A 24850-nucleotide genomic window follows, 5' to 3' on the forward strand; every position below is an offset into this window, starting at 1 on the left:
GGATCATGCCAACCTCACCCGAAGGTGCGCTCAACTTCCGCCGCCCGCTGCCAGGTCTGTACCGCAGCGGCAACCTCAGCTTTCTAAGTGGGCGGGGGCGGGAGGAGTTACTGGCCCTGAAGCTGGGCCTTATTCTCGATCTGCGAACGCGTGTGGAACGGAACATCGACGCGCCGCCATTCCTAGGGCGAACGGAGTACCTGAACCTGTCGCTGCTGCCGTACCGAATTCGCCCGTTGAACGAGGCGACAGCAGCGGCCCACAGCAACGCCGACCTCACCAGCGCCCTGCTGGATCACGGCGCGAACGGCATCGTCAGCATCCTGGGCGCAATTCTGGACGCCCCGCCCGGCCCAGTTCTGATCCACTGCCACGCCGGAAAGGACCGCACCGGACTGATCGCCGCGCTGTGCCTGGACCTGTCCGGGCGGGGCCGCGAGGAGATCGCCGCCGATTACGTCGCCACCGGGCCGGAACTGGTGGACTTCTATGCCAGCGGCAGGGTGCGCCGGAGTGCTGAGCAGCGCGTGCGGGATGAGCCGTTCATGCCCACCGTCGCGGACGATGTGCTGCGGCCCCTGACCCATCTGGATGCGGTCTGGGGCGGTGTAGGGCCGTACCTGGCCGCCCACGGTTTTTCGGAGGCAGAGCAGGCAGCGCTGGCGGAGCGGTTGATCACAGGCTGAGTCGAGGCAAATTTCAACGAACGCTGCAATCCCGTTTTACGCGGATCGAGCCAGGTGGCCCCCGAACCACGCCAGTACGTAATGCTGGATGTGGACGACGGCCCAGTGCTGCTGACTCCCCACGGCGACCAGGTGCTAACCGCCTTCGAGGACGTGGCGAACCCGGGCCGCGTGCGCTTAACCTTGCGGAAGTTGCTGGGCCTGGCGCAGGTCATCGCCCAGCACAGGGTATAAGTATTTCTCCCTCTCCCACGGCGGGAGAGGGCTGGGGTGAGGAGGGCGTTCAGCGGTGCCCCCGGTCATCAGAGGTCCAATCGGCGAATCTCCGAACTGCTACCCGTACACAGGTTCCTGTTCAGTAAAGCGTCCGTCTAGCAGGTGCAGCGCCCGGTCGGCGTAGCCGGCCAGGCGTTCGTCGTGGGTCACCAGCAGCACGCCCGCGCCTTCCTCGCGGGCCAGGGCCACCAGCAGGGCCGCGACGGTGGTGGCGTTGGCCCGGTCCAGGCTGCCCGTCGGCTCGTCGGCCAGCACCACCGCCGGGCCGGAGGCCAGCGCGCGGGCCACTGCCACGCGCTGACGCTCGCCGCCGCTGAGGACCTCGGGCATGCTCTTCTCGCGTCCGGTCAGGCCCACGCGGGCCAGCAGGGCGTGGGCGCGGGCCGGGTCCCCCTGCCCGGCCAGGCGGCAGGGGATCATGACGTTGTCCAGCACGTTCAGGTCTTCCAGCAGGTAATGGTGCTGGAACACCAGGCCCACCCGCCCGGCCCGGCGCAGCGCCCGCGCCTGGGTATCCAGGGTGTCGGCGCGCTCCCCGGCCCACCAGATCTCGCCGGAGTCCGGCACGTCCAGCCCGCCCAGCAGGTGCAGCAGCGTGCTCTTGCCGCTGCCTGAGGGGCCGGTCACGGCCACCACCTCCCCTGGCTGTACGCGCAGCGAGACGCCATGCAAGACCGTCAGTTCACCAAAACTCTGGCGAATCCCGACGGCTTCTAGGGCGGGAATAGGTGGGGAGGAGGCGGGGACGGTCACGCGGCGCATCTTAGCCCGGTTCTCTACTTCTGCTGGGTCCAGCCGCGCCGAGGCGATATGGTAAGCCGCATGGTCACGGTCGTCTCCCATCCCCTGATTCAACACAAGCTCTCGCTGATGCGCGACACCTGCACCGGGGTCAAGGAATTCCGCGAACTGGCCGCCGAGGTCAGCATGCTGCTGGCCTACGAGGCCATGCGCGATCTGGAGCTGGCCCCGCAGACCCTGAGTACCCCGCTGGAAACCGGCCAGTTCCCGATGCTGAGCGGCAAGAAGCTGGCGCTGGTGGCTATCCTGCGCGCCGGGCTGATCATGACCGACGCCATCGTGGAGCTGGTTCCGGCGGCCAAGGTGGGGCACCTGGGCATGTACCGCGATCCGCAGACCCTCAAGCCCGTGGCCTATTACAACAAGCTGCCCGCCGACATCGCCGAGCGCCGGGTCTTTCTGACCGATCCTATGCTGGCCACGGGCGGCAGTGCCAGCGCCGCCATCGACAGCCTCAAGGAGGCCGGGGCGCAGACCATCAAGCTGATGTGCATTCTGTCGGCCCCCGAGGGCATCGCCGTGATCGAGCGCGATCACCCGGACGTGGAAATTGTGACTGCCGCTGTCGACTCGCATCTGAACGATCACGGCTACATCGTGCCGGGGCTGGGCGACGCCGGGGACCGGATTTACGGCACCAAGTAGATTTGCGGCACCAAGTAGCCGCCGCGCAAATGCCACCAGACGAGCACCTGCAACTTTCGGCTAACCTCCTGACGCGGCCTAACCTTTAGACTCGGGTCAGTTTATGGATTCACTTTCTGCTTTCGCCCAGCAACTGGGCATCGCCGACCTGTTTGGGCGAGGGTTTTTCAGCGTTGTCGTCACCTTTCTGACCGCCTGGCTGTTTACCTGGCTGTTCATTCCACGGTTGCGTGAGTTTGCCGTGCAGGTCGGCTGGGCCGATCAGCCCAACGAGCGGCGGCTGAATAAGGAGCCGCTGCCGAACGCCGGCGGGCTGGCGATCTTCGCAGGCTTCATCGTCAGTGTGATCGTGGCCTGGGCGCTGCGGCCCATCGTGGTGGAGATCGTTAACATTCAGGTACTGGCCATCTTGCTGGGCGCGTCGCTGCTGGTGCTGGTGGGCTTTATCGATGACCAGTTTGGCCTGTCGCCGCTGTCGCGCCTGCTGGTGCAGGTGCTGGCCGCCGTGCTGTTGATCGTCAACGGCCTGACGATCGACTTCAACGCCATTCCCTTTCTCCCCATCATCCCCAACGCCATCAACGGTCCCATCAGCATCTTTCTGACTATCCTGTGGATCGTGGGCCTGACCAACGCGGTCAACCTGATGGACGGGGTGGACGGCGTAGTGGGCGGCGTGGGCTTCGTGGTCAGCAGTGTGCTGCTGGCAACGGCGGCGCAGTTTCCTGACCGGGCCGCCGCCGTGGTGCTGCTGGCGGGCCTGTCCGGCGCGGCGCTGGGCTATCTGCGGCACAACTTCAACCCCAGCCGGATCATCATGGGCGACGCCGGAGCCTACCTGTTTGGGTACACACTGGCCGCCGTCAGCCTGCTGGGCACACTGAAATTCAGCGCGGGAGCCAGTCTGCTGGTGCCGCTGATCGTGCTGGCGTTGCCGGTGCTGGACACCACCCAGGTGGTGATCGGGCGACTGGCACGCGGCATCCGCAACCCGCTGGGGCACCCGGACAAGACCCATATTCATCACCGCGTCCTGGCCCGCACCGCCAGCGCGCGGCGCACCGCCGTGATTTTGTGGGGCGTGGCGCTGGCCTGCGGCATGGCGGGCATGGCCTTTCAGGGCGTGGCCTGGCCAGTGATCGTGGTGACCGGCGTGCTGATCGCCGCGTGCCTGTGGTTCGTGGCCCACCGCCGCGTCCGCGCCCAGAATATCGAGGCCCGCAAGAGCGGGACGGCGCGGTGAGGGTCTGAGATGGGAGAACTTGCTGGCGGCGTTCTACTGCGGGCGCGGTTCCTGCTGGCCGCCCGGCACCTTCAAAACTGATTTGAACCCTGGACATGCTCGTTGCCCCCGTGGCACAGAGAGAGTGGCGTGGCGACGGAAGGGCCAGGACGCCACCCGCCGCACCTTCACCCCATCTGCTCCAGTTCCTGAAGGCTGTAGGAATTGCTTTTCTCATTCACCTGCCTGCCCGCTATGCTGCGCCCCATGCCCGCAACGCTGCCCACCCGCACCCAGAACGCCGCAGAAGTCACTGCGTTCTACGACGCCCACCGCACCACCCGCAGTTACCAGGCGGACCCGGACGGCTCGCCTCTGCCGCTGCCCGCCGATCATCTGGAGGCCATTCTGCACGCCGCCCAGCGCGCGCCCACCGACGCCACCGCGCAACTGTACTCGCTGGTGCGGCTGACCCGTCCGGAGGTCCGCGCCCGGATGGTCACCCTGACCACCAACGCGCACATCGCCACCGCCTCCGAGGCGTTCGTGGTGTGCGCCGACGTGCGGCGGGTTGCTCGGGTGCTGGAAGTGGCCGGGCAGACGCCGGGGCACTGGCCCGCCATCGCCGTGCATTTCGGGATCGGGGACGCCGTGATGGCCGGGACCAACCTGCTGACCGCCGCCGAGATGCTGGGCTACCAGGGCTGCTGGATCGGCGGCGTGATGAATGGCCTGGACGGCATTATCGACCTGCTCCAGTTGCCGCCCGGCGTGCTGCCCTTTGCGGCGCTGACCATCGGCACATCTGCCGAGGACACCCCCCACCGCCCACGCGTGCCCCGTCCGCTGGTGATCCACACCGACACCTATCACAACGGCACGGACGAAGAAATCCGTAACGCCGTAGCGGTCATGAATCCCATCGCGGCCAGGCAGGGGCAGCCCGGCGACTGGGCCAGATTGCTGGGGGCCTACTTCGCCGTGGGCGGCAGCATGGAAGGCCGCGAACCCCGGCTGGAAGCGGCGCTGAAGCGCCAGGGGATGTGGTCCGGCGAGGGGTGATTTTTGGGTGATTTTGCTGTGGTCCTGACCTTCGGAGAGAGGTCCGGCATCTTGCAGGGTGGACTCGGGTTTCCCGGTTTCTCCCGCGACTGCGGCCCACAGGAAACCGCGCCCTGCCTCCTACCGGCCCTGCTGCCCATCTGAAACGGGACGACGGCCCCGATCCAACCATAGGGAAGCCGGAATGCGAGGCCCGCACTCCTGCCGCAGCCCGTTCCGGCCTATCATCGGCGCAGATGTCTGATCCCGCCCGTTCCCCCGCCAAGTCCAGTGCCCAGTCTGCGGGGCTGACTGCCGCCGCCGATCCCGTTGCCCTGCCCGATCTGAACGAGGTCATCCGCGCCGGAGAATGGCGGCGGGCGCTGGCCGTCTCGCGGCTAAAGCAGGCTGAACCCGAACTTCAGGAGGCGCTGGAGTCGGTCTTCCGCTTTCAGGAGACGGTGCGGGCGCGGCGTTACCCCTCGGCCCGGCGGGCGCTGGCCGACTACCGCGAGGCGCTGGCGGGCGGGGCCGACGCTGCCGAACTGAGCGTGCTGCGCCGCGCCGCCGATCCCGACGCGCTGGGCGCGGCCCTGGACGCCCTGAATGCTCACCTGAAAGAGCCGGACCCGCAGGTGCTGGCCGCTGGGCTGGCCCCGGCGCTGGCCCAGCCGCTGACACGCGCCGAGGCGCTGAACATCCAGGGCGTGCTGCTGGCCCTCCAGGACGAAAGTGCCGGGGCCAGGACGCTGTTCGAGGGGGCGCTGGAGGCCGACGCGGGCCACTACCGCGCGCTGACCAACCTGGGCAATCTGGACATCGAGAGCGGTGATCTGGCCGGGGCCGAGGTCCGGTACCGCGAGGTGATCCGCCTGAATCCCGATTATGACGGCGGCTGGCACAATCTGGGCGTGGCGCTGCGCCGCCAGGGCAAGATGGGCGAGGCGGTGCGCTCGATCCGGCGTGGGCAGCGGCTGGGCATGAAGCGCTCCAAGGAGGACACCGACGCCGAGGTCAAGGCCCAGTTCGCGGGCAACCCGCTGTTCAAGGGCCTGCGCTGGGTGCTGATCGCGGTGGTGGTGCTGGTGCTGTTCCTGGCCCTGCGCGGCGCGTTGACATAGAGATCAGCTTGCGGAACATAAAACCGTAGAGTCCCGGTCCCCTCGACAGGAGCCGTCGGCTGCGCCTGGCATGACCGCGCTTCCGCTGAAGAAAGTTCGGGGCGGGCATCGGGCGATTGCGCTATAAGCGGGCATGAGCGAATTCATCCTGAGTCCCGGGGGCGCGCGGCGGGTCGACGCCCGCCTGGAGCGTGCCGGACTGCTGGACCTGACGATGGAGGAGGCCGGGCGCGCGGTGGCCGACGCGGTGCAAACCTCCTGTCTAGACGGCCCGGTGCTGCTGCTGGCGGGCGGCGGGGCCAATGGCGGGGACGCCCTGGTGGCCGCCCGCCACCTGCTGACGCTGGGGCGCGGGGTGCAGGTGCTGGCCCAGCCCAGCAAGCATCCCCTGACCCGCCTGAACCGCCGACGCCTGCGGGCGGTGGGAGGCGAGGTCCGGCCCCTGAATCCTGCGTCACTGCGCCGCGCCGCCGCGTCCGCCGGAGTGGTGGTGGACGGCCTGCTGGGAACCGGGTTTGTGCCGCCGCTGCGCCCGGCCCTGGCTGAGGTCATCGAGGCGCTGAACACCGCCCACGACGCTGGCATGCCCGTGGTGTCCATCGATTTGCCCAGTGGCCTGGACGCCTCGTGTGCGGAAGTGGCAGGGCCGAGCGTGCGCGCCGATCTGACCGTCACGCTGATGGGATTGAAGACCGCGCTGCTGTTCGGCGAGGCGGCCACATGTTCGGGCCGGGTGATGCTGCCCCCGCTGCGGGTGCCGCCCGACTGGGTACGGCGGGAAGCGCTCGGCACCCGCCCCGACGATTCAGCGGTGGCGGCGCTGCTGCCGGTGCGAACAGCAGGCGCGCACAAGGGCACGGCGGGCCGGGTCTGGATCGTGGGCGGCCATCCTGGCACGGTGGGGGCGGCGGCGCTGGCGGGGCTGGGCGCGCTGCGGGCCGGAGCGGGGCTGGTCACCGTCCACTCGCTGGCAGATGTGCCGCTGGTCACCCCTGAACTGATGGTCAGGCAGCACGCGACCTGGGACAGCGCCCTGCCCAAACTGCGCGACTCCGGTCTGCCCGACGCCGTGGCGCTGGGCATGGGCCTGGGACCGGAAGCCGTGCGGGTGGCCCGCGAGGTCCTGGCCTGGGGCGTTCCCACCGTGCTGGACGCCGACGCGCTGCATCCCGAACTGGCGGGCCACGGCCACCCACAGTGCGTCTGGACCCCGCACCCCGGCGAGGCGGCGCGGCTGCTGGGGGTCAGGACGCCGCAAGTGACGCGTGATCCGTTGACGGCGGCGCGGCGCTTGCAGGAGCTGCTGGGCGGCACGGTGGTCCTCAAGGGCGGCCCCAGCGTGGTTGCCTCGGCAGACGCGCTGAGCGTGTCGCGCGGCGGGCATCCGGGCATGGCCTCGGCGGGAATGGGAGATACGCTGTCGGGCCTTCTGGCGGCGCTGCTGGGCCAGGGCCTGAGCGCCGGGGGTGCCGCTGTGGCCGGGGTGCGGCTGCACGCGCGCGCGGGTGAACTCGCCGCCGCGACGCACGGCTACGGCCTGATCGCCACCGATGTGTCCAGTGAACTGGGAGCCGCCTGGCTGGACCTCACGCGGTCCTGATGCCCTGTTGATGCCAATCAGCTTCTGCCGCCGGAGGGTGGTCATCCTTGTTCAGGTCGGCCCTACTTTTCTGGCAAATGTGATCTCGTGTTGGGGCCAACCAACGTTCAGCTCAGGCCCCCGGCAGGCGCAGCAGGCCCTCCAGCGCGGCGTAGGCGTCGGGGCGGGCCAGGAAGACCAGTTCGTCGTCGGAGGTCAGGCGCATTTCGGGGTGGGGCAGGCGCACCGTGCCGTCGCGGACGAGGCCCACCACCTCCACTCCTGGCGGCAGGCTCAGCAGCTTCAGGCGTGCGCCGCGCCAGCTCGGGGGCACGCCCCGGCGGTACAGTTCGCGCTCGCTGGAGGGAACTTCGGCAGGTGTCTCGGCGGACGGCCCGTCGTAGAGGACAGCCGGCGCGTCCGGGACCGTCTCCAGGGACGACTCCAGGGACGACTCCAGCGCGCGGCGCGGGATGAAGCGCAGCGAGTCGGGGAGCTGGGCCAGCCCCCCGATTAGCCCCGGCCCGCCCTGATGCACGCCGCTCTGGGCGCGTGCCCTGACCTGACCCGGCACCAGACCGTCCGTGCCGCTCAGGACATGGGCCAGACCAGCGGCCACCAACGCGCTGGGCAGCAGGGCCTCGCCGCCCCAGGCCACGGCCAGCAGCGCGGCGGCCAGCGGCACGTTCAGGGTCACGGTCAGGTAGGCCACCACACCGACCAATGTGGACAGCGCCGGGTCCACGCCCAGCAGGCTGCCCAGCCCCGCGCCGATCAGCCCGCCCACCCCCACCGACGGCAGCACGCCGCCCCCGAAGGCCAGCCGCGCCCCCAGCGCCAGCAGCCCCCAGCGCCACGCGCCCGCTCCACCACCGTCCGCGCCCAGGAAGTCCGAGACGCCCAGTTGCACCCAGCCGCTGCCGTCGCCCAGCACGGCGGGCGTGCTGAAGTAAGCGGTGGCGGCGGTCGCCAGCCCGAACAGCCCGCCCAGCACCGGGCGCAGCCTGCCGTCCGCCCAGCCCGCAGGGACGACCCGCACCGCCAGCAGCGACAGCCATCCGGCCAGCGTTGCGGCCAGCGCCACCCCCAGCAGCGCCGGAAGCTGGGCGGCGGCTGGCACGCCCAGCTCCGGCACGCTCAGCAGCGGCGCGAAGCCGTAAGCCAGCCCGTACACCGCCGTCCCGGCCACGGCGGCCAGCACGCAGGGCATGACCACCTCGAACTCGAATTCAAAGCGGCGGTACAGCACCTCCGCGATTAATACGGCGGCGGCCAGCGGCGCGTGCAGCACCGCGCCCAGCGCCGCCGCCGCCCCGGCCAGGGTCAGTGTGCGGGCCTCCACGGCGTCCAGCCGCGTCAAGCGCCCCAGCAGCCGCGCGCCCAGTTGCCCGGTCATGGTGAAGGCCGAGTCCCGGCCCACCAGCAGGCCCGCACCGTAGGCCAGCACCGTGCCCAGCAGCGTGCGGAGCTGGATTAGCGGCGGGGGCCACTGCCCGCGTGCGTGGTAGCCGCGCACCAGTTGTCCCAGCGCGTCTCCTGCCGCCGCAGGCACCAGCCAGGCGTACAGCGCCCCCACCACCGGGAGGGCCAGCAGCCCCCACGGCAGCGCGTCCCCAAAGGCCATCAGCAACCCGCCCTCGCCGGGGGTGCCAGGCGGGGCGTAACCGGTCACCAGCGCGCCCAGACGCAACGCGGCCTCCAGCAGCAGCCGCAGCAGAATGCCCAGGCCGCCCACCAGCGCCCCCACCAGCACGCTGAGGACCACCACCCGCCCCGTTTCCAGACGGGTCAACACGGCGCGGGGCAACGGGGAACGCATACGCGGCCCATGCTAGAGCAAAGTCCATGAAGGTGCCTTGCCCGTGCAGTCGCCGTGGTGGCCTGTGGCCCAGATGCTTGCCCTTCAGTGTCCAGATTAAGCCCCCCTAAAGCCTGTCAGGGTCCCGGCACTTCAGATACGGCGCGTAAGATGAGACTCGATTTTCCCGGTGGGAGAGTGCGCGCACCGTGCGGGCCTCGAACCCCGGCAATGAAAGGAGCAACACTGTTATGGCTTACCAAGTCCCCCCCCTGCCCTACGCCTACGACGCCCTGGCCCCCCACATCGACACCCGCACCATGGAAATTCACCACGACAAGCACCACCAGGCGTACGTGGACAACGCCAACAAGGCGCTAGAAGGCAGCGAGTTCGCCGACCTGCCTGTCGAGGAACTGATCACCAAGCTGGACAGCGTGCCCGCCGACAAGAAAGCGGCCCTGCGCAACAACGCGGGCGGCCACGCCAACCACAGCCTGTTCTGGACTGTAATGGGACCCCAGGGCAGCGGCCAGCCCGGCGGCGAACTGATCACTGCCATCAACGCCACCTTCGGTTCCTTCGACGATTTCAAGAAGAAGTTCGAGGACGCCGCCAAGACCCGTTTCGGCAGCGGCTGGGCCTGGCTGGTCGTGCAAAGCGGCAAGCTGGCCGTGGTCAGCACCGCCAACCAGGACAATCCACTGATGGGCGAGGCGATTGCCGGGGTCAGCGGCACCCCGATTCTGGGTGTGGACGTGTGGGAGCACGCCTATTACCTCAACTACCAGAACAAGCGTCCCGATTACCTGGAAGCCTTCTGGAACGTCGTGAACTGGGACGAGGTCGCCCAGCGCTACGCCGCCGCAAAGTAAACACAGCTCGGTAAAAGCGCCCCTGGCCGAATGTGGCCGGGGGCTGTTTTGTGGGCTGCATTGCAGAGTCCTGCTCTACGGTCCTCACCACACCAGAATCAACCCGGCGATGGCCAGCGCAATCAGCAATCCGGCAAAAGCCCCGATCCACCCCAGCGGCAGGGTGTGCTGGCCGCTTTTCTCCAGACCGTGGGCCGACTTGTGATAACTGCGAAAACCAAAGGCCAGTGCCAGCGCGCCCAGCGCCACCAGACCAGCGGCTAGCACGCGCACCAGCCAGAGCGGTTGCAGATCGTTCAGCAACTGGGTCACGGCCAGCCCCACCCCGATGCAAGACAGCCCGGTGCGCGCCCATGCGGCGAAGGTGCGCTCGGCGGCCAGCGCGGTGCGCCGTTCGGCCCAGTCGGTGCGGGCCTGGCCTAGGCTGCGGCCCTGATCTGCTTCATCTGCCATCTGGCTTAAAGCTTATCCGCCCTGGGCATCTGGACACCTATGCTGTGTCCATGCGCCCGTGGATGCTGGAGGCTCCAGAACATGACTTGACTGCCGCTGAACTGGCCGTGTTCGCGGCAGCCTGGGGTGCGCGGGATGTCTCGTTGCTGCCGCCACAGTTGCCGCGCTGGCTTTTTCTCCAGTGGCTGACCGGGCAGGGGTATCTGTTGCACGGCTCGCAGCAGGGGGGAGTCACGCGCTTCGAGCCGCGCACGCCCCCTGACCGCAGCCCGGACGAGTTCAGCAAGCGCAGCGGCGTTTTTGCCGCCTCGGATGGGCTGTGGGCGCTGATGTACGCGTTGCGGGACCGGACGAGAGTGCAGCGCATCCTGAATATGGCCCTGAGACTGGCAGGCGATACGGGCTGGTCATCAACGCAGTATTTCCTCTCGTTTGCGCCGCGCGAGAACGGCGTCGTCGGTCCACGCGAGTTGCTGGCTCCCGGCTTCGTCTACGTTCTGCCTAGGGTAGGATTCGAGCAGATGCCACCTTACTTCTGGCCGGATCTGGCCGAGGTGCTGGAGCCTCACTGGGTCAGTCCGAGTGCCGTGAAGCCGCTGCTGTGCATCCCCGTCAGGCCCGCCGATTTTCCTTTGCCTGTGCGGACCCACGATGCGGCGCGGGTGGACGCGCAGGCCGCCGCCGATCCCTGGGGCTTTCCCTGGCTGGAACGATGACGCCCGTCTGGATGCTGGAATCACCGCCCGGTGAACTCTCCGAAGCCGCCGCCAGGAGTTGCTCACGCGCCTGGACTGCGCGGCATATTTCCCTCCTACCGCCGGAAGTTCCGCGCTGGCTCTTCTTGCAGTGGCTGGCAGAACACGGCTATTTGCTGCACGGCTCGCAACACGGCGGACTGACCGAACTGGTGGGCGCTCACAAGGACTACACCCAGCCGGACGAATTCAGCAACATCATTGGCGTGTACGCGGCCTCGGACGGCCTGTGGGCCATGATGTACGCTCTGCGCGGACCGGGCGTGGCGCGGCAAAACGATATGGCCCTACAAGTGCGGGAGGGCGGGCAGTGGTCCGGGATGCGCTATTTCATGTCGGTGGCCCCGCGCACGCCCGGCGCGAGTCAAGCGCGCGAGCTGCTGACGCCGGGCTTCGTCTATGTGCTGCCCAGAGACGGCTTTATTCAGTCGCCACCCTGCGAACATGGCGGCCTGGGGTACGTACAGGAGGCGCACTGGGTCAATCGCGCTCTGGTCACGCCACTGCTGCGCATCCCCGTCACGCCTGAAGACTTCCCGCTGCCCGTCCGCCTCCATGATGCGGCGCAGGTGGACGCGCGCGCAAAGGCCGATCCCTGGGGCTTTCCCTGGCTGGAAGTAGGACGGGATTGACCAAAAAAACCCCCTCCGCAGGGGAGAGGGTTGGGTGAGATCATCTCAGCTCAGTCGATGCTGGCCCGCCAGCGCCATTCCGAAGCGCGCTTCATGACGTGGGCAATGCCGCCCGTGATCGCCAGTTTCTGGTTCCAGGGCAGCTTCATCCAGCCCACGGCCATCAGGCCGCCCAGCGAGACGAACTCGCCCAGGGTGGTGGGTTCGTAGGCTTCGACCTCATCACCCCTGGCCAGCCGCATGATGTTCTTGCCGGTCAGGCGGCCCTGCTGCCCGGCGTGCTGGGCGGTGGTGGGAACGGGCTTGCCTTCCTGGTTCAGCGCCAGGCCCATATCGCCGATCACGAACACGTCGGGGTAACCCTTGGCGCGCAGCCTGTCGTCCACGGCCACGCGTCCGCCGGGGCCTTTTTCCAGTTTCGCGCCCTTCATGATGTCGCGGGCCTGAATGCCGCCGGTCCAGATGATCTTGCCCGCCGGGATGACCTTTTGCTCGCCGTCTGCCGTCTGCACGGTCACGCTGTCGGCGTTGGCCTGCATCAGGCGGTGACCGGTCAGGATGTGGATGCCGTACTCCTCCAGCGTGCGCTGGGCCTTGCCGCGCAGGGCGTCGTCCAGCACGGGCAGGATCTTGGGACCGGCCTCCACCAGAGAGATGTTCATGGTGGGCAGGCCGCGCGCCTTGCTCAGCAGTTCGGCGCGCTGGGCCAGTTCGGTGACCAGTTCCACGCCGGTCAGACCCGCGCCGCCCACCACGATGTCGCGCACGCCTTTGAATTCGCCGCTGTAGGCCCGGTTGACAAAATTGAAGATCTCGTCGGCGTCGCTGAGCTGCTTGAGTTCGCTGGCGTTCTCGGCCAGGCCGGGGATGCGGTAGAAGTTGGTCACGCTGCCCAGGCCCACCACCAGTTTGTCGTAGGTCAGCACGCGCCCGTCTTTCAGGGTGACCTCGCGTCCGTCGAGGTCGACGGCTTCCACGCTGGCCTGCTCCAGCTCCACGCCGGTGCCGCGCAGCAGCGGGGCCAGGGGCAGCGTCACGCGGGTGTTGTGCGCGGCGGCCTCGTGCAGCCGGGTCTCGAAGGTGTGAAAGGCGTTTTGCTCGACCAGCAGGGCTTCCAGATCGGCGTGGGGCTTCATTTTGGTGGCGACGGCCAGACCAGCGTAACCGGCACCGAGGATCAGGGTTTTCATCGTCATGCTCCTGTGAACGAATTCACGAGTGAAGTGCTGGACAGCAGACCAGCTTTCAACCAGTGTACACCGTCCCTGCGCCAGAGCTGTACCCTTGCCAACCGTTGTCTGTTCATGTGCCGGGCCGTCTCCCAGAAACAATGAGGCGTGGTCCCTGCGCTTCATTCCTGCCCTGCCGAGATCCCTGCACCGTCGAGATGTCTGCACCGTCGAGATGTCTGCCCCGCTGAGTACCTGCCCCGCTGAGTACCTGCCCCGCTGAATACTTGCACTGATGAGAGGGCTGCCGCCCTGGCTGGGCGCAGAAGTTGAAGGTTGGAGTACAGCGCAGGAGGTGCGTTGTGTGCTTGAATATGAACGGTCAGACAACCCAGACAGGACGCCTCTATCCCGGCGTCCGCCCCGTTTTTGCACGGCAACCCCGTTTCAGCAGGAGGCACCCATGAACGTGACCATGAACGTCAACGGCAAACCCTACACCCGTGATGTCGAGCCGCGAACGCTGCTCGTCCACTTTCTGCGCGAGGACCTGTTGCTGACCGGCACCCACGTCGGCTGCGACACCAGCCAGTGCGGGGCCTGCACCGTGCATGTGGACGGCGAGGCCGTCAAGAGCTGCACCGTGCTGGCCGTTCAGGCCGATGGAATGGACGTCACCACCATCGAGGGCATCGGCACGCCCGGCGACCTGCACCCGCTCCAGACCGGCTTCTGGGAGAAACATGGCCTGCAATGCGGGTACTGCACTCCCGGCATGATCATGGCCAGCGCCGAACTCCTCAAGCACAACCCCAGTCCCAGCGAGCAAGAGATTCGCTACCACCTGGAAGGCAACTACTGCCGCTGCACCGGCTACCACAACATCGTCAAGGCCGTGCAGCACGCGGCGGAGATCATGGCGCAGGGTGGGCAGGCAGGTGGACAGGCCGCGGACGACTAGAGGGTGATGGTCAAAGGTTGATGGTTGATGGGAAAAGACAGACCATCCGCCGTTTTCCATCAACCGTTAACTTTCAACCATCAACTTCCCGGAGGCACACGAGATGACCGGCAACGAATCCAGAACAGACAAATACTTCGGCCAGGCCCTCAAGCGCAAGGAAGACCCGCGTTTTATCACCGGCACCGGCAACTACACCGACGACATTGTGTTGCCGGGCATGCTGCACGCCGCGATGGTCCGCAGCCCGTACCCGCACGCCAAGATTGGCGGCATTAACAAAGAAAGTGTCACGGGCATGCCCGGCGTGGTGGCGGTCCTGACCGGGCAGGACATCGCCGATGCGGGGATCGGCAGCATTCCGGTGGGCTGGCTGCTCCCGGAACTCAAGACGCCCGCGCACCCCGCTATTGCGCTGACGGAAGCCAACCATGTGGGCGACATCGTGGCCGTAGTGGTGGCCGAGAACCGTGCGCTGGCCGAGGACGCCGCCTCGATGCTGGAAGTGGATTACGAACCGCTGCCCTCCGTGGCCTTCGCCGGGGCTGCCATTGCTGAGGGTGCACCCGTGGTGCATGACGACGTGCCGGGCAACGTGGCCTTCAACTGGGAAATCGGGGACGCCACCGCCGTTCAGGAGGGGTTCAACGCCGCTTACAAAACGGTCAAGCTCAAGTTGACCAACCAGCGCCTGATCCCGAACGCCATCGAGCCGCGCGCCTCGCTGGCGCAGTTCACCCCGGCCAGCGGCGAGTATCTGCTGTACACCACCTCGCAGAACCCGCACATCCACCGACTGATCCTGGCGGCCTTCGTCATGAACATCCCCGAACACAAGCTGCGCGTGATCAGCCCGGATGTGGGCGGGGGCTTCGGCTCCAAGATCTTCCAGTACCAGGAAGAGGTCATCATGCTGCTGGCCGCCCGCCTGATGGGTCGCCCGGTCAAGTGGACGGCGCGGCGTTCCGAGGCCTTTGTCAGCGATATGCAGGGCCGCGATCACGAAACCGAGACCGAGATGGCCGTGGACAAGGACGGCAAGATGCTGGCCTTCCGCGTCAACACGCTGGCAAACCTGGGCGCGTATCAAACGCTATTCGCCCCTGCCGTGCCGACATATCTGTACGGCACGCTCTGCAACGGCGTGTACAAGCTGCCCGCCGTCCACGTCAAGGTGCAGGGTGTCATGACCAACACCGTGCCAGTGGACGCCTACCGTGGTGCAGGGCGGCCCGAAGCCACCTACGCCATTGAGCGCACCGTGGACGCGATGGCCCACGCGCTGGGTGAAGACCCCGCCGAATTCCGCCGCAAGAACTTCATCCAGCCCGAGGACTTTCCGTACCAGACGCCGGTGGCCCTGGTCTACGACAGTGGCAACTATGAACCCGCGCTGGACATGGCCCTGGGCATGATGAAGTACCCGGAATTGCGCGCCGAGCAGGAACGCATGAAGGGCAGCAACAAGATTCTGGGCGTCAGCGTCATCAGTTACGTGGAAGCCTGCGGCCTCGCGCCGTCCGCCCTGGTGGGCCAGTTGGGGGCGCAGGCCGGGCAGTGGGAATCCAGCCTGGTGCGCGTGTACCCCACCGGTAAGGTGGAGCTGTTTACCGGCTCACACAGCCACGGGCAGGGCCACGAAACCGCCTTCCCGCAGATCGCCGCCGACGAGTTGCAGATTCCGATTGAGGACATTGACCTGGTTCACGGCGACACCGGACGGATGCCCTACGGCTGGGGAACCTACGGCAGCCGTTCGGCAGCGGTGGGCGGCAGCGCCCTGAAAGTGGCCCTCCAGAAGATCACTGCCAAGGCCAAGAAGATCGCCGCGCACCTGCTGGAAGCTTCCGAGGAGGACGTGGAACACGAGAACGGCGTCTTCCGCATCAAGGGTGCGCCGGATCAGTCCAAGACCTTCTTTGACGTGGCGCTGATGGCGCACCTGGCCCACAGCCTGCCCGACGGCATGGAGCCGGGGCTGGAGGCCACCGCCTTCTACGATCCCAAGAACTTTGTGTATCCGTTCGGCACGCACATGGCCGTGGTGGAAATTGATACCGATACCGGCAAGGTGGACCTCCGCAACTACGGCTGCGTGGACGACTGCGGCCCCCTAATTAACCCCCTGATCGTCGAGGGCCAGGTCCACGGCGGCATCGCCCAGGGCGCGGGCCAGGCGCTGTGGGAGGAAGGCGCATACGACGAGGAAGGCAACCTGCTGGCGGCGTCATACATGGAATACACCATGCCCCGCGCCGACGATCTGCCGATGTACCAGATTGACCACACCGTGACCCCCAGCCCGCACAACCCGCTGGGCGTGAAAGGCATCGGCGAGTCTGGCACCATCGCCAGCAGCGCCGCCGTCGCCAACGCCGTGCTGGACGCGCTGTGGCACGAGTGCGGCATCGAACACCTGGATATGCCCTACACCGCCGAGAAGGTCTGGAAGGCCATCCGGGACTCGCGTGCGGGGATGGGACAGGCCGCGGACGATTAGGAGCTGTCAAACCGTCTAACGGTCTAAAGGTCTAACCGCAAAAAGAAAACTGAGCAATATCTTCTGAGCTTTTTAGCGGCTTGACCGTTAGACCCTTAGAGGCCGACCAAAGGAGGCAAACATGTATCCAGCCAATTTCGACTATCAAAAAGCCGCCAGCGTGGACGCCGCCCTCCAGGCGATGGCCGACAATCCCGATTTGAAAGTGATCGCGGGCGGGCATTCGCTACTGCCCGCCATGAAGCTGCGTCTGGCGCAGCCGCCCGCGCTGCTGGACATCTTCAATCTGGAAGAACTCAAGGGCATCAAGGAGGACGGCGATTTCTACGTGGTGGGCGCGATGACCACGCACGCCGACGTGCTTCGCAGCCAGCTCCCCCTCTTCCCCGAGGTGGCGGGCTGGGTGGGCGATCCGATGGTCCGCAACCGGGGCACCATCGGCGGCAGCCTGGCCCACGCCGATCCCAGCGCGGATTACCCGGCGGCGGCTTTAGCAACCGGGGCGGAGTTCGTCATTCGCGGGATGGGCGGCGAGCGTACCGTGGGGGCCGACGAGATGTTCCTGGGCATGTTCGAGAGTGCCGTGCAGCACGGCGAGCTGTTAACCCACATCCGCATTCCCAGAGGCATCAGCGCCAGCGTGTACGAGAAATACCGCCACCCGGCCAGCCATTACGCCATCGTGGGTGTGGCGATGGCCCGGCACGCGGACGGCCAGATTCGCGCGGCCTACACCGGTGCGGCGGAAAAGGCGGCGCGGCTGCCCAAGCTCGAAGAACGCCTGAACGCCGGACAGGACGCCGGAACCGGGCTGGTGGAGGGGGCGGACATGCTGGGGGACCGCTTCGCCAGCGCTGAGTTCCGGGCGCATCTGGTGGACGTGCTCTCGGACCGGGCGGCCAAACGCCTGGGCTAGTCCTGGCTCCACACGCCTCCTCCTGAACGTGTGGGAGGAGGTTTTTTGGGGTGTCCCGCTAGCCGATCAGCCCCGCGACGCCGTTGATGGTCACGGCCACGATCACCGCGCCGAACAGGTACGACAGCAGCGCGTGGCCCAGCAGCAGGCGGCGAAAGGCGCGCGTGTTGATGTCGGTGTCGCTGACCTGGAAGGTCATGCCGATGGTCAGGGACAGGTAGGCGAAATTGCGGTGATCGGGATCGTCCAGGGTGCCCCCGCCGTCTTTCGGGAAGGTCACGCCAGCGCCGTCGGTATAGAACTTGCGGGCGTAGTGCAGGGTGTACTCGGCGTGGACCAGCAGCCACGAGGCGGCGACGGTCAGGACCGCCAGCACGGTCGGGGCAATGGACGCCAGCCCCTTCTCGGTGCCTGCCTGGTGCAGCGTGAAGATCACGCCCACCAGACTGACCAGCGAGGCCGAGAGCGTGACGCCCCCGGCCAGCGCCCGCGTGTCGTCCTCGCGCAGCGCCAGCGCCCGCGTCTGCTGGGGCGAGGCTTTCCACAGCAGCAGCCGCAGCCACAGCAGCACCGCCGCGCAGAGCGCCTCCCAGGGCCATGCGGCGGGGGTCAGCAGGCCCGCCACGACGCCCACCCCACCCCGGTCAACAGGCGATAAACGGCGGTCGGCACACGCTCGGCGGGCAACATGCATGGAGCATACGCCCGCGCTGCCCAGCCCAGGCAGGGGAGAGCACAACGGTTTGGAAATTGGCAGGTTCACTCTGAGAGCATCAGAGACAGACTGGGCTTGACAAATCCCATACCCAGATGGACTATGTAGACAGACATAGCTATGTTGGGGGTGGTAGCAGTGCGGGACGCCACGCGGTCCACGCCCCACCCACTTCTCCCCGGAGGCTCCATGAATCCCGACCTGCTGCGCGGCAACCTCGATCTGATCCTGCTGACCATTCTAGAAGACAAACCCCTCTACGGCTTCGCCATCATTCAGGAGGCGCGTGAGCGGACAGACGGTTACTTTCAGTTCAAGGAAGGCAGCCTGTACCCCGCGTTGCACCGACTGGAGCAGGACGGGCTGCTGGCCGCGCAACCCGGCGAGCTGGGGCGCAACGGCAAGCCGCGCAAGTATTACTCGGTCACCGACGCCGGGCGGCAAGCGCTGACGGCCAAACGCGCCGAGTTCTCCAGCTTCACCGGAGCGGTTGGGCGGCTGGGCAGCCCATGACTGCGGCCACGACTGAACTCACGCCCGCTGTCCGCGCCTACCTGCGCCGCGCCACCTGGGGCCTGCCCCGTGAGCGGCAGCAGGAGGTCTGGGACGAGCTGGAAGAACATCTGCTGACCCGTGCCGCGCAGCTCCAGGCGTGCGGCGCGGCCCCACCCGAAGCCCTTGCCCGCGCGCTGGCCGAGCTGGGTTCGCCCACCCGTGTCAGTGCCGGAATGACTGGAGTGTACCTGATGCCCAAACTGATCCTGATGGCGGGTGCTGACGCGGTGGCGCTGAGTGCCGCCCTGTACGCGCTGGCGGGGGGGAATGACGGGAACGTCATCACTCTCCCCGTGTTGACCAACCGGCCTATCACACCGTCTTGCGTCCGTGGGACAGCCCCCATTAGCTATAATGTCACGATTGTTAGTCGGAGAGCGGGAATTACTTGCTACACATTCAATGATCCAAAAGTTTATGAAGGTGCGTATCTCAGTTTAAGCAGTATTAAAAAAGCAGTAGCTGCCCAGGGTGGCAACGTCACTACGCTGAGTTCTGGCACAATTCGCCTCAATCTAACTACTAAATCCAAACCCAATCAAATCGATTTGCCGTCTAATTTTACCGTCAAGGGTGAGAAATACTATTTCGCCGCTGCCATTGCCAGCAGCTTTTACCGGAATCAATCAAACTCAGTGAAATTTCAAGGATATCAACCTCCTGTTATCGTTTCCGATAATTTAAAACTTCAGTTCGGCGACAGCACACAGCCTGAAATCGGGCCAGCGTTTTATCGAGGAGTGGCGCTAGAATTGCTTCGCTATGTTTTACACGGCGACGCTCAGGGGAGCGAATTTAGTGGCAGTATTTTTTCAATCTATCCTGCGGACGCGGGCGTGCATAAGCTCAAGACAACCCTCAAAACAAGCGAAGTTGCAATGCTCGTGATTCGGCGCGAAGGACAAAATTATGATCTCGATGTTGCGCCCGTTGACGCAGCAGGGCAGATCACATTTAAAAGTTCTCAGAAACGGCTTGCCTTTGTCAGTGATCCAGATCAGCTAAGCCTCGTCTACCCTGATGGACGCACCCCTGCCCTCCTCGTCCGCGTGACCAATATCCCGCTGGGCAACCTCAAATCCGGCATCTTTGTTCCCGCCAAAACCACGTCCGACGCGCCGAACTGAGCCTTTTCCTGCCCGTTTACAGGGCCGCGCGCTGTCACCGCTGACCCTCCCCGTTATGGTGGGTTCACGGAGATGGCGCGTGCAACTGAAAGTGAACGGCAAGATGCGAACCGTGAAACGGGACGACGAGTTGCTGCTGTGGGTGCTGCGCGACGAGGTGGGCCTGACCGGCACGCATGACGGCTGCGGCATCGGCCTGTGCGGCAGTTGCACCGTGCTGGTGGACGGCGCGCAGTTGCCTGACGCCCGGGGCGAATGCGGTGTTCGCGCTGACCGGCAAGCGTCTGCGGGAGCTGCCGCTCCGGGTGTGAATCGCCCCGCTCAACCGTGATCCAACAACGCGGCGTGCGCTGCACCGGACGCCTACACTGCCCCATGAACCGGACCCAGACCGGACTGATCGCCCTCGCGGGCCTGGCGCTGTCGCCCTTCGTCCCGACCTTGCTGGCGGGCAGCGCGGCGACGCTGCTGGGCTGCGAAATTCAGTACATGGACGCCGCGCCGTGTCTGCTGGGCAACTGGGACATTGGCCCGCTGCTGACCAACCTGTTCTTCTGCCTGTGGTTCCTGCTGCTAACCGTGCCGCTGGCCGCTGTCATTTTAACCGTCTGGGGCATCATCTGGGCGGTCCGGGCGCGCAAGACGCCGTAACTTCAGCCCACCCGTTCTTCCAGCAGATACCACAGGCGGGTCTGGGCGTTGTCCTGACTGCTGTACACGCTGCGTAGCAGCTCGCCGCCCGGCGCAAAGGCCAGCCAGTGTGGCGTTCCCTGGGTGTGCCAGGCGCGGGCCAGCTCGCCGGACACGTCCAGGGCGACGGGAAACGGCAGCCTGGCGAAATCGCGGGCGAATCTGATCAGCGTCGGCTCCACTTTCTCACGCGGCAGGAGTCGGTGGCCGTGGCTGGTGTGGACGGCCAGCAGGTTCACCTGTTCACCAAACTCCGTGTGCAACCTTTTCAGGAAGGGAATGCCGCGTGACACGCAGCCCGCGCATTCCAGGTTAAAGGTCATCACCACTCCGGGGCGCGTCCATTTGGCAGGCGGCGGCAGAGGGTCGCCGGAAACAAAGTCGGCGGGGGCAGGCCAGTTCATGCAGCAGAGGGTAGCGCTCCGGCCTCCCGCTCTCTTCTTTGACTTTGGGCGCTCTCCTGCTAGAGCGGCTGCCTGGGGCCGTTCCCGCAAGCGGGCAAGGACCTGGCCGCCGAGGATTGCGGCATGGTATTTGCCAAAAATAGCGATCTGGCCGCCTCCAGCAACACCACGCTGACCCACATCAAAACGAACGGCGAGCATCAGAAACTGCTTAGTAAGTGGATCGTCCAGAGGGAAAGACTGGCGGGCGTCCGGTGCGGAGGCGGCAAAATCACGTTGGCGGAGTGCTCTGGACCCATCTCAGTGCAATCGCCTGACGGCCATGCCGAGAGAATTATCATGCCAGGCAACACCAGGACATCTCTAGCCCTTCCGACTTTAAATCGGGTACTGCTTCTCCTCTGGTTCGGGATCCAAAGACGCTGGAATCCATCAGCGCGCGGGCGGCGCTCATATGGATTCCAGTCGTCGGGGTGCTGATTCTCGGTCTTGGACCAGTATGTTGAATCAGTTCAGGCGGACGCTGTTGGTCAGGTTGCGGATGACGGCCTCGTTGCGCGAATAATCCTTGACGTTCCCAGCAATGGTGACCACCAGCATGCGGCCCCCGGCGCTGGTGACCATCAGCTCACGGCGCAGGTCGTCGGCCTGGCTGGGCGTGGTGAAGACGAACTGCGCCCACGGCGAGCCGCCCATCTGCACCAGCCCGGCCTTGAGGGTCTTGACGTTGGGCACCTGCGCGCGGATCACGGCGGGGAACTGGGCCACCAGCTTTTCCACTTCATTGGAGGCCAGCTTGCTGGTCCGCCACTCAAAGGCTACGCTGACCTTGCGGTCCTCGGTCATGAACACCGCGTCGGGGCGGCCTGCCGCCGAGGGAAAGGCCGCGCGAATCCCAGCCTGGTTCAGGGTCAAAAGCTTGGCATTGGGTTCCACCGAGAGCGGCAGGCTGTCCAGCTTTACCGGCACGGCGTGGGCCTGGCCCGGAAGTAACAGACCCACCAGCAGGGTCACGGTCAGAAGAGGACGGATCATTTCGCTGTCAACCCTAACCTCCCCCGCCCAGCAGCTTATGAGCCGGCTGTGAGGAACGTGCGGCGGCGCGTCATTTGCCGGTCATCTTCTGCGTCCTGGAGGGTCATTTGCCATTTTCCCGGGCGGGCGCATCAGGCCGAAGTGTCAGGACCGCTACGACTTCTCGCCGGGTCACCCGTCCGCTGGAGCGGCGGCGGCTAGCCAGTCGCCGTGGCGGGCCAGGATCAGGCTGAAGCCTGGACCACGCGTCACCATCAGGTCTTTCAGGGTCAGCGGTGGGTGTCCCGGCAGCAGCGCCATCCACTGCCCGCGAAAATCACGCCGCAGGGTGACAGCCCGCGCGCCGAATTGCAGGGTCAGCGGGGGATCGTCGCGCAGTTCTGTGCACACCGCGCCGCCGTCCGGGGGCAGGTCCACCAGGCTATGGCTATGACGCAGGGGGGTGGGCGGGGTTTCCAGATGGCGAATGGCCACCGTCAGGGCCGCGACCAGCCGCCCGGTACAGTCGCCGGTCAATCCCAGGGGCCGCGCAGCACCACGCATGACCTGCTGAATGCTGTGGGCGCTGTGCAACGCCAGCAGGGTGCACAGGGTCTCGGCTCCCTTGCGGGCAAAGGCCAGCAGCCGGTCCGGGGCGGCCCTGGTGTACTGTGCCGAGCTGCTGGCGGCCACCGACGCCGCGTCAAGCTGACTCCCGCGCAACTGCTGCGCGGCGGCGCGGGCCAGGCGCAGCGCCTCGTAGTCTCCACCGGGGTCCAGCAGCACTGCGACGACGCGGCCCAGCGAGGTCAGCCGGTTCAGGTCCTCGTGCGGGCTGGTCTGGGCGCGCAGCAGCAGGTACGCACCGCTCACAAAGGCCCGCAGCCGGGCGTGCGGCAGTTCCAGCGTCAGGCACCGCCCGGTGGGGCCATTCTGGGGGCGCAGCAGCGCGAGCTGTTCTCCAGCCTGAAGCTGCCACTGTGGCCCCAGCGCCTGCCACCGAAAGTCGGTACTGCGCCAGCGCGTGCCCTGGCCACCGGGCAGGCGAATCATTAGTTCGCTGGCGCTGTCGTCGGGTGCGGCCAGTGCAGTGTTCGGCTGCGCCGCGTACAGCACGCTGTGGTGGGGCACGCGGCCCAGGGCGGACTGCGGGCCACCCCTCAGCAGCGGCTCCAGACTGCGCGCCAGCGCCCGCACGGCCTCACGGATGGCCGGGCGTTCACGCGGGTCGCGCGGGGCTGGTTGGTGGGTGCGCAGCGCCTGGATCAGCATTTCCCTGGCGTGGGGGGCCAGCGGCTCACGCTCTGCGGCCTCCATCACGGCGCGCAGCACATCCTCGTCCGGGTGGCGCGGAAAGGGCAGCTCGTGGACCTGCGACAGCGCCAGTTCCAGCCGGGCGCGTCCAGCGGGTTTGCTCAGCAGGGTAACCACCGCCTCGGTCAGCGTCTGCAAGACCCGGAAATTGTCCAGATCGGTCAGCGGATCGTGCACGGCGGGCACGGGAAAGGAGACCTGCCCGGCCAGTCCTGCCTGTCCGGCCCGCTCGGCATTTTCCAGCGCGGTGTACAGCACCTGCAGGGTCAGCAGGCCGGGTTCGCGCTGCCACACCAGCATGTGCGTCCGCAGGGCTTCATGCGCCGCGTCGCCCCAGGCCAGCAGATGCAGGTCCCGCCACGCCTGCGCCTCGGCAGATTCACCGCCCGGCGGCGCGTTCCACAGGGCTGGCGGGGTGGCGGTGGCGGCAGGCCCGGGCTGCGGCGCGCGGTCCGCCTTGCGGTGGGCCAGGTACTGACGGTCCGCCACCAGCAGCCGCCGGTGCAGCGCTCCCTCCAGCGGAGCGCTCAGCAGCTCCTCGCGCAACACGGCCAGTGAGCGCCGCCCGCCGCGCGGCACCTTGCCCTGAAGGGTGTCGGCCACCCGGTACTCGTACAACTCCACCAGTTCGGCCCAGCCTTCGCGGCCTGTCCCCACACGGGTCATGGCCTGTCCAGACCGCAGGCCGCGCGTCATGCGCCGGACCGTGCGGGGCCGGTCAGGGCGGCGGACCGTGCGCAATTCGGTTGTGCAACGGCTCCCCGCATCTCGGTCCCACTATGCACCGGGCGCTCATACAAAGCGCTGTTCGGGCGCTGGGTTAACCTCGTTCCTGCGGCTCTGCCTGGAGTGTGCTGGTCTGAAGCGTTCCTTGAGTTGGAGGCACAACACACCATTGTCCTGCCGTCGTGGGTGGCACGGTGGGGCATGGCTGACGTTGATCTCTCCGTCCCCAAGAACGTGTAGGCCAACGCACAAAAGGCCCTGAAACTGCGCGACGAGTACGGCTTCGGTGGCACCGGGGTTGGCGAGCATATGGCCGAGGAACTCGCAGGCGGCGGTCACCTGACCGAGGACTAGGTGCGCCACGTCTCGCAGTATTTCCCGCGTCATGCCGGGGACCATCTGGACGAAACCGGTACGGACGGCGCAAAGCCCTCGCGCGGCTATATCGCCTGGATGCTCTGGGGCGGCGACGAGGGCCGCAAATGGAGCGAGGGCGTGGTGAGGGCGCTGGACGAGCGCGACGAGAAGGACGAGAAGAACAGGAAAGACTGAACAGACTGAACACAGGGAGAGAAGGGACCTGGCGGCCTGACAAATTTTATGAGAGCGGACGAAAAACGAGTTGCCAGCCGACTTCAAGGGTGGTTTGAGGAGGGGCATGAAGGCGTTTCCGCTGACCTGGTGGCTCAGGGTCAGGCCCGCCCTGGAGCGTCAGGTGAGAGAAGATTGCCTGACCACGGCTCAGCGCGTAATGAACCGCCCGGAGACCGATCTTGAGGTAGCTCAGCGCCCGCCGCCAGTGGGGATCGACGTGTCGTCGATCCCCACGCTGCACCACCTCGATACCTTCGGAGACGAGCAGCAAGGTCGCCACC

At 66.6% G+C, this 24850-nt stretch carries 27 protein-coding genes; 19 read left to right on the forward strand and 8 right to left on the reverse strand.

Going from position 1 to position 24850, the window contains the following annotated elements:
- The first annotated feature begins 5 nt into the window (after positions 1-5).
- Positions 6-686: a tyrosine-protein phosphatase gene (locus Q322_RS0106510; protein ID WP_029476999.1), complete on the forward strand. Its 681-nt coding sequence runs from the start codon at positions 6-8 to the stop codon at positions 684-686.
- A gap of 54 nt (positions 687-740) precedes the next feature.
- The gene (locus tag Q322_RS23160; RefSeq protein WP_034417823.1) at positions 741-920 is read left to right on the forward strand and encodes a hypothetical protein; all 180 of its coding nucleotides are present in this window, start codon (positions 741-743) and stop codon (positions 918-920) included.
- A gap of 99 nt (positions 921-1019) precedes the next feature.
- Here the strand turns inward: Q322_RS23160 and Q322_RS0106520 are convergent, their stop codons facing one another.
- Positions 1020-1724 carry an ABC transporter ATP-binding protein gene (locus Q322_RS0106520; protein WP_034417826.1) on the reverse strand — a complete coding sequence of 235 codons (705 nt, stop codon included), beginning with the start codon at positions 1722-1724 and terminating at the stop codon, positions 1020-1022.
- 60 nt (positions 1725-1784) lie between these two features.
- Between Q322_RS0106520 and upp the strand changes: the two genes are divergently transcribed.
- From upp to Q322_RS0106545, 5 genes are all read left to right on the forward strand, one after another.
- Positions 1785-2408 carry a uracil phosphoribosyltransferase gene (gene upp / locus Q322_RS0106525; protein WP_029477001.1) on the forward strand — a complete coding sequence of 208 codons (624 nt, stop codon included), beginning with the start codon at positions 1785-1787 and terminating at the stop codon, positions 2406-2408.
- A gap of 103 nt (positions 2409-2511) precedes the next feature.
- Positions 2512-3651 (forward strand): MraY family glycosyltransferase, encoded by a 1140-nt coding sequence (locus Q322_RS0106530; protein WP_029477002.1) that lies wholly within the window; start codon positions 2512-2514, stop codon positions 3649-3651.
- 246 nt (positions 3652-3897) lie between these two features.
- Positions 3898-4692 carry a nitroreductase family protein gene (locus Q322_RS0106535; protein WP_029477003.1) on the forward strand — a complete coding sequence of 265 codons (795 nt, stop codon included), beginning with the start codon at positions 3898-3900 and terminating at the stop codon, positions 4690-4692.
- A gap of 236 nt (positions 4693-4928) precedes the next feature.
- On the forward strand, positions 4929-5792 hold the full coding sequence (locus tag Q322_RS0106540) for a tetratricopeptide repeat protein (protein ID WP_029477004.1): 864 nt from the start codon (positions 4929-4931) through the stop codon (positions 5790-5792).
- A 133-nt stretch (positions 5793-5925) separates the two neighbouring features.
- The gene (locus tag Q322_RS0106545) at positions 5926-7392 is read left to right on the forward strand and encodes a bifunctional ADP-dependent NAD(P)H-hydrate dehydratase/NAD(P)H-hydrate epimerase (RefSeq protein ID WP_029477005.1); all 1467 of its coding nucleotides are present in this window, start codon (positions 5926-5928) and stop codon (positions 7390-7392) included.
- A gap of 112 nt (positions 7393-7504) precedes the next feature.
- Here Q322_RS0106545 and Q322_RS0106550 read toward each other — a convergent pair whose 3' ends face one another.
- Positions 7505-9190 carry a chloride channel protein gene (locus Q322_RS0106550; protein ID WP_029477006.1) on the reverse strand — a complete coding sequence of 562 codons (1686 nt, stop codon included), beginning with the start codon at positions 9188-9190 and terminating at the stop codon, positions 7505-7507.
- Positions 9191-9420: 230 nt separating this feature from the next.
- Between Q322_RS0106550 and sodA the strand changes: the two genes are divergently transcribed.
- On the forward strand, positions 9421-10044 hold the full coding sequence (gene sodA, locus Q322_RS0106555) for a superoxide dismutase [Mn] (RefSeq protein WP_029477007.1): 624 nt from the start codon (positions 9421-9423) through the stop codon (positions 10042-10044).
- Between the two features lie 84 nt (positions 10045-10128).
- Here the strand turns inward: sodA and Q322_RS21635 are convergent, their stop codons facing one another.
- Positions 10129-10497: a DUF202 domain-containing protein gene (locus Q322_RS21635; protein WP_051668299.1), complete on the reverse strand. Its 369-nt coding sequence runs from the start codon at positions 10495-10497 to the stop codon at positions 10129-10131.
- A gap of 50 nt (positions 10498-10547) precedes the next feature.
- Here Q322_RS21635 and Q322_RS0106565 point away from each other — a divergent pair, with 50 nt between their 5' ends.
- Both Q322_RS0106565 and Q322_RS0106570 read left to right on the forward strand, forming a co-directional pair.
- Positions 10548-11213 (forward strand): hypothetical protein, encoded by a 666-nt coding sequence (locus tag Q322_RS0106565; protein ID WP_029477011.1) that lies wholly within the window; start codon positions 10548-10550, stop codon positions 11211-11213.
- Positions 11210-11884 (forward strand): hypothetical protein, encoded by a 675-nt coding sequence (locus Q322_RS0106570; protein ID WP_051668300.1) that lies wholly within the window; start codon positions 11210-11212, stop codon positions 11882-11884. The genes Q322_RS0106565 and Q322_RS0106570 overlap by 4 nt, the downstream gene beginning before the upstream one ends.
- Before the next feature lie 50 nt (positions 11885-11934).
- Here the strand turns inward: Q322_RS0106570 and Q322_RS0106575 are convergent, their stop codons facing one another.
- Positions 11935-13074, reverse strand: coding sequence for an NAD(P)/FAD-dependent oxidoreductase (locus Q322_RS0106575; RefSeq protein ID WP_029477013.1), 1140 nt, complete (start codon positions 13072-13074; stop codon positions 11935-11937).
- Between the two features lie 442 nt (positions 13075-13516).
- Between Q322_RS0106575 and Q322_RS0106580 the strand changes: the two genes are divergently transcribed.
- From Q322_RS0106580 to Q322_RS0106590, 3 genes are all read left to right on the forward strand, one after another.
- Positions 13517-14014 carry a (2Fe-2S)-binding protein gene (locus Q322_RS0106580; RefSeq protein WP_029477014.1) on the forward strand — a complete coding sequence of 166 codons (498 nt, stop codon included), beginning with the start codon at positions 13517-13519 and terminating at the stop codon, positions 14012-14014.
- 103 nt (positions 14015-14117) lie between these two features.
- A complete protein-coding gene (locus tag Q322_RS0106585; RefSeq protein WP_029477015.1) occupies positions 14118-16514 on the forward strand; it encodes a xanthine dehydrogenase family protein molybdopterin-binding subunit in 2397 nt (798 codons plus the stop codon).
- 121 nt (positions 16515-16635) lie between these two features.
- On the forward strand, positions 16636-17430 hold the full coding sequence (locus tag Q322_RS0106590; protein WP_029477017.1) for an FAD binding domain-containing protein: 795 nt from the start codon (positions 16636-16638) through the stop codon (positions 17428-17430).
- 58 nt (positions 17431-17488) lie between these two features.
- On the opposite strand, the gene Q322_RS0106595 is transcribed toward Q322_RS0106590, so the two are convergent.
- On the reverse strand, positions 17489-18124 hold the full coding sequence (locus tag Q322_RS0106595) for a DUF1345 domain-containing protein (protein WP_051668301.1): 636 nt from the start codon (positions 18122-18124) through the stop codon (positions 17489-17491).
- Positions 18125-18334: 210 nt separating this feature from the next.
- Here Q322_RS0106595 and Q322_RS0106600 point away from each other — a divergent pair, with 210 nt between their 5' ends.
- The 4 genes from Q322_RS0106600 to Q322_RS0106615 all read left to right on the forward strand — a co-directional run bounded on the left by Q322_RS0106600 (position 18335) and on the right by Q322_RS0106615 (position 20478).
- Complete coding sequence (locus tag Q322_RS0106600) at positions 18335-18658, forward strand: PadR family transcriptional regulator (RefSeq protein ID WP_029477019.1); 324 nt, start codon at positions 18335-18337, stop codon at positions 18656-18658.
- Entirely contained in the window at positions 18655-19827 is a 1173-nt protein-coding gene (locus Q322_RS0106605) for a permease prefix domain 1-containing protein (RefSeq protein WP_029477020.1), read from the forward strand. The genes Q322_RS0106600 and Q322_RS0106605 overlap by 4 nt, the downstream gene beginning before the upstream one ends.
- A gap of 79 nt (positions 19828-19906) precedes the next feature.
- Positions 19907-20158, forward strand: coding sequence for a 2Fe-2S iron-sulfur cluster-binding protein (locus Q322_RS24780; protein ID WP_029477021.1), 252 nt, complete (start codon positions 19907-19909; stop codon positions 20156-20158).
- A 44-nt stretch (positions 20159-20202) separates the two neighbouring features.
- On the forward strand, positions 20203-20478 hold the full coding sequence (locus tag Q322_RS0106615; RefSeq protein ID WP_029477022.1) for a hypothetical protein: 276 nt from the start codon (positions 20203-20205) through the stop codon (positions 20476-20478).
- Positions 20479-20480: 2 nt separating this feature from the next.
- Here the strand turns inward: Q322_RS0106615 and Q322_RS0106620 are convergent, their stop codons facing one another.
- The 3 genes from Q322_RS0106620 to Q322_RS0106630 form a co-directional block, all read right to left on the reverse strand.
- Positions 20481-20921 carry a thioredoxin domain-containing protein gene (locus Q322_RS0106620; RefSeq protein ID WP_029477023.1) on the reverse strand — a complete coding sequence of 147 codons (441 nt, stop codon included), beginning with the start codon at positions 20919-20921 and terminating at the stop codon, positions 20481-20483.
- 507 nt (positions 20922-21428) lie between these two features.
- Entirely contained in the window at positions 21429-21956 is a 528-nt protein-coding gene (locus Q322_RS0106625) for a hypothetical protein (protein ID WP_029477024.1), read from the reverse strand.
- Positions 21957-22127: 171 nt separating this feature from the next.
- On the reverse strand, positions 22128-23945 hold the full coding sequence (locus Q322_RS0106630; RefSeq protein WP_051668302.1) for a hypothetical protein: 1818 nt from the start codon (positions 23943-23945) through the stop codon (positions 22128-22130).
- A 384-nt stretch (positions 23946-24329) separates the two neighbouring features.
- Here Q322_RS0106630 and Q322_RS24465 point away from each other — a divergent pair, with 384 nt between their 5' ends.
- Together Q322_RS24465 and Q322_RS23165 are read left to right on the forward strand one after the other, a co-directional pair.
- Positions 24330-24527: a hypothetical protein gene (locus Q322_RS24465; protein ID WP_245593167.1), complete on the forward strand. Its 198-nt coding sequence runs from the start codon at positions 24330-24332 to the stop codon at positions 24525-24527.
- A gap of 106 nt (positions 24528-24633) precedes the next feature.
- Positions 24634-24850: hypothetical protein (locus tag Q322_RS23165; protein ID WP_029477026.1), on the forward strand; the 217-nt coding region annotated here is incomplete at its 3' end.

Source organism: Deinococcus frigens DSM 12807, assembly GCF_000701425.1.
In the GTDB taxonomy this organism is placed as follows: Bacteria; Deinococcota; Deinococci; order Deinococcales; family Deinococcaceae; genus Deinococcus; species Deinococcus frigens.

What these genes read in the sequence shown, in the direction of transcription:
- Q322_RS0106565 (WP_029477011.1), top strand. Translation starts at nt 10,548, where the DNA reads ATGCGCCCGTGGATGCTGGAGGCTCCAGAACATGACTTGACTGCCGCT.
- Q322_RS0106540 (WP_029477004.1), top strand. Translation starts at nt 4,929, where the DNA reads ATGTCTGATCCCGCCCGTTCCCCCGCCAAGTCCAGTGCCCAGTCTGCG.
- Q322_RS0106550 (WP_029477006.1), bottom strand. Translation starts at nt 9,190, where the DNA reads ATGCGTTCCCCGTTGCCCCGCGCCGTGTTGACCCGTCTGGAAACGGGG.
- Q322_RS0106575 (WP_029477013.1), bottom strand. Translation starts at nt 13,074, where the DNA reads ATGAAAACCCTGATCCTCGGTGCCGGTTACGCTGGTCTGGCCGTCGCC.
- Q322_RS0106590 (WP_029477017.1), top strand. Translation starts at nt 16,636, where the DNA reads ATGTATCCAGCCAATTTCGACTATCAAAAAGCCGCCAGCGTGGACGCC.
- Q322_RS0106535 (WP_029477003.1), top strand. Translation starts at nt 3,898, where the DNA reads ATGCCCGCAACGCTGCCCACCCGCACCCAGAACGCCGCAGAAGTCACT.
- Q322_RS0106585 (WP_029477015.1), top strand. Translation starts at nt 14,118, where the DNA reads ATGACCGGCAACGAATCCAGAACAGACAAATACTTCGGCCAGGCCCTC.
- Q322_RS21635 (WP_051668299.1), bottom strand. Translation starts at nt 10,497, where the DNA reads ATGGCAGATGAAGCAGATCAGGGCCGCAGCCTAGGCCAGGCCCGCACC.
- Q322_RS0106580 (WP_029477014.1), top strand. Translation starts at nt 13,517, where the DNA reads ATGAACGTGACCATGAACGTCAACGGCAAACCCTACACCCGTGATGTC.
- Q322_RS0106605 (WP_029477020.1), top strand. Translation starts at nt 18,655, where the DNA reads ATGACTGCGGCCACGACTGAACTCACGCCCGCTGTCCGCGCCTACCTG.
- Q322_RS0106625 (WP_029477024.1), bottom strand. Translation starts at nt 21,956, where the DNA reads ATGATCCGTCCTCTTCTGACCGTGACCCTGCTGGTGGGTCTGTTACTT.
- Q322_RS0106520 (WP_034417826.1), bottom strand. Translation starts at nt 1,724, where the DNA reads ATGCGCCGCGTGACCGTCCCCGCCTCCTCCCCACCTATTCCCGCCCTA.
- Q322_RS0106595 (WP_051668301.1), bottom strand. Translation starts at nt 18,124, where the DNA reads ATGCATGTTGCCCGCCGAGCGTGTGCCGACCGCCGTTTATCGCCTGTT.
- Q322_RS0106570 (WP_051668300.1), top strand. Translation starts at nt 11,210, where the DNA reads ATGACGCCCGTCTGGATGCTGGAATCACCGCCCGGTGAACTCTCCGAA.
- Q322_RS0106545 (WP_029477005.1), top strand. Translation starts at nt 5,926, where the DNA reads ATGAGCGAATTCATCCTGAGTCCCGGGGGCGCGCGGCGGGTCGACGCC.
- Q322_RS0106510 (WP_029476999.1), top strand. Translation starts at nt 6, where the DNA reads ATGCCAACCTCACCCGAAGGTGCGCTCAACTTCCGCCGCCCGCTGCCA.
- Q322_RS0106620 (WP_029477023.1), bottom strand. Translation starts at nt 20,921, where the DNA reads ATGAACTGGCCTGCCCCCGCCGACTTTGTTTCCGGCGACCCTCTGCCG.
- Q322_RS0106530 (WP_029477002.1), top strand. Translation starts at nt 2,512, where the DNA reads ATGGATTCACTTTCTGCTTTCGCCCAGCAACTGGGCATCGCCGACCTG.
- Q322_RS0106600 (WP_029477019.1), top strand. Translation starts at nt 18,335, where the DNA reads ATGAATCCCGACCTGCTGCGCGGCAACCTCGATCTGATCCTGCTGACC.
- upp (WP_029477001.1), top strand. Translation starts at nt 1,785, where the DNA reads ATGGTCACGGTCGTCTCCCATCCCCTGATTCAACACAAGCTCTCGCTG.
- Q322_RS0106630 (WP_051668302.1), bottom strand. Translation starts at nt 23,945, where the DNA reads ATGACGCGCGGCCTGCGGTCTGGACAGGCCATGACCCGTGTGGGGACA.
- sodA (WP_029477007.1), top strand. Translation starts at nt 9,421, where the DNA reads ATGGCTTACCAAGTCCCCCCCCTGCCCTACGCCTACGACGCCCTGGCC.
- Q322_RS0106615 (WP_029477022.1), top strand. Translation starts at nt 20,203, where the DNA reads ATGAACCGGACCCAGACCGGACTGATCGCCCTCGCGGGCCTGGCGCTG.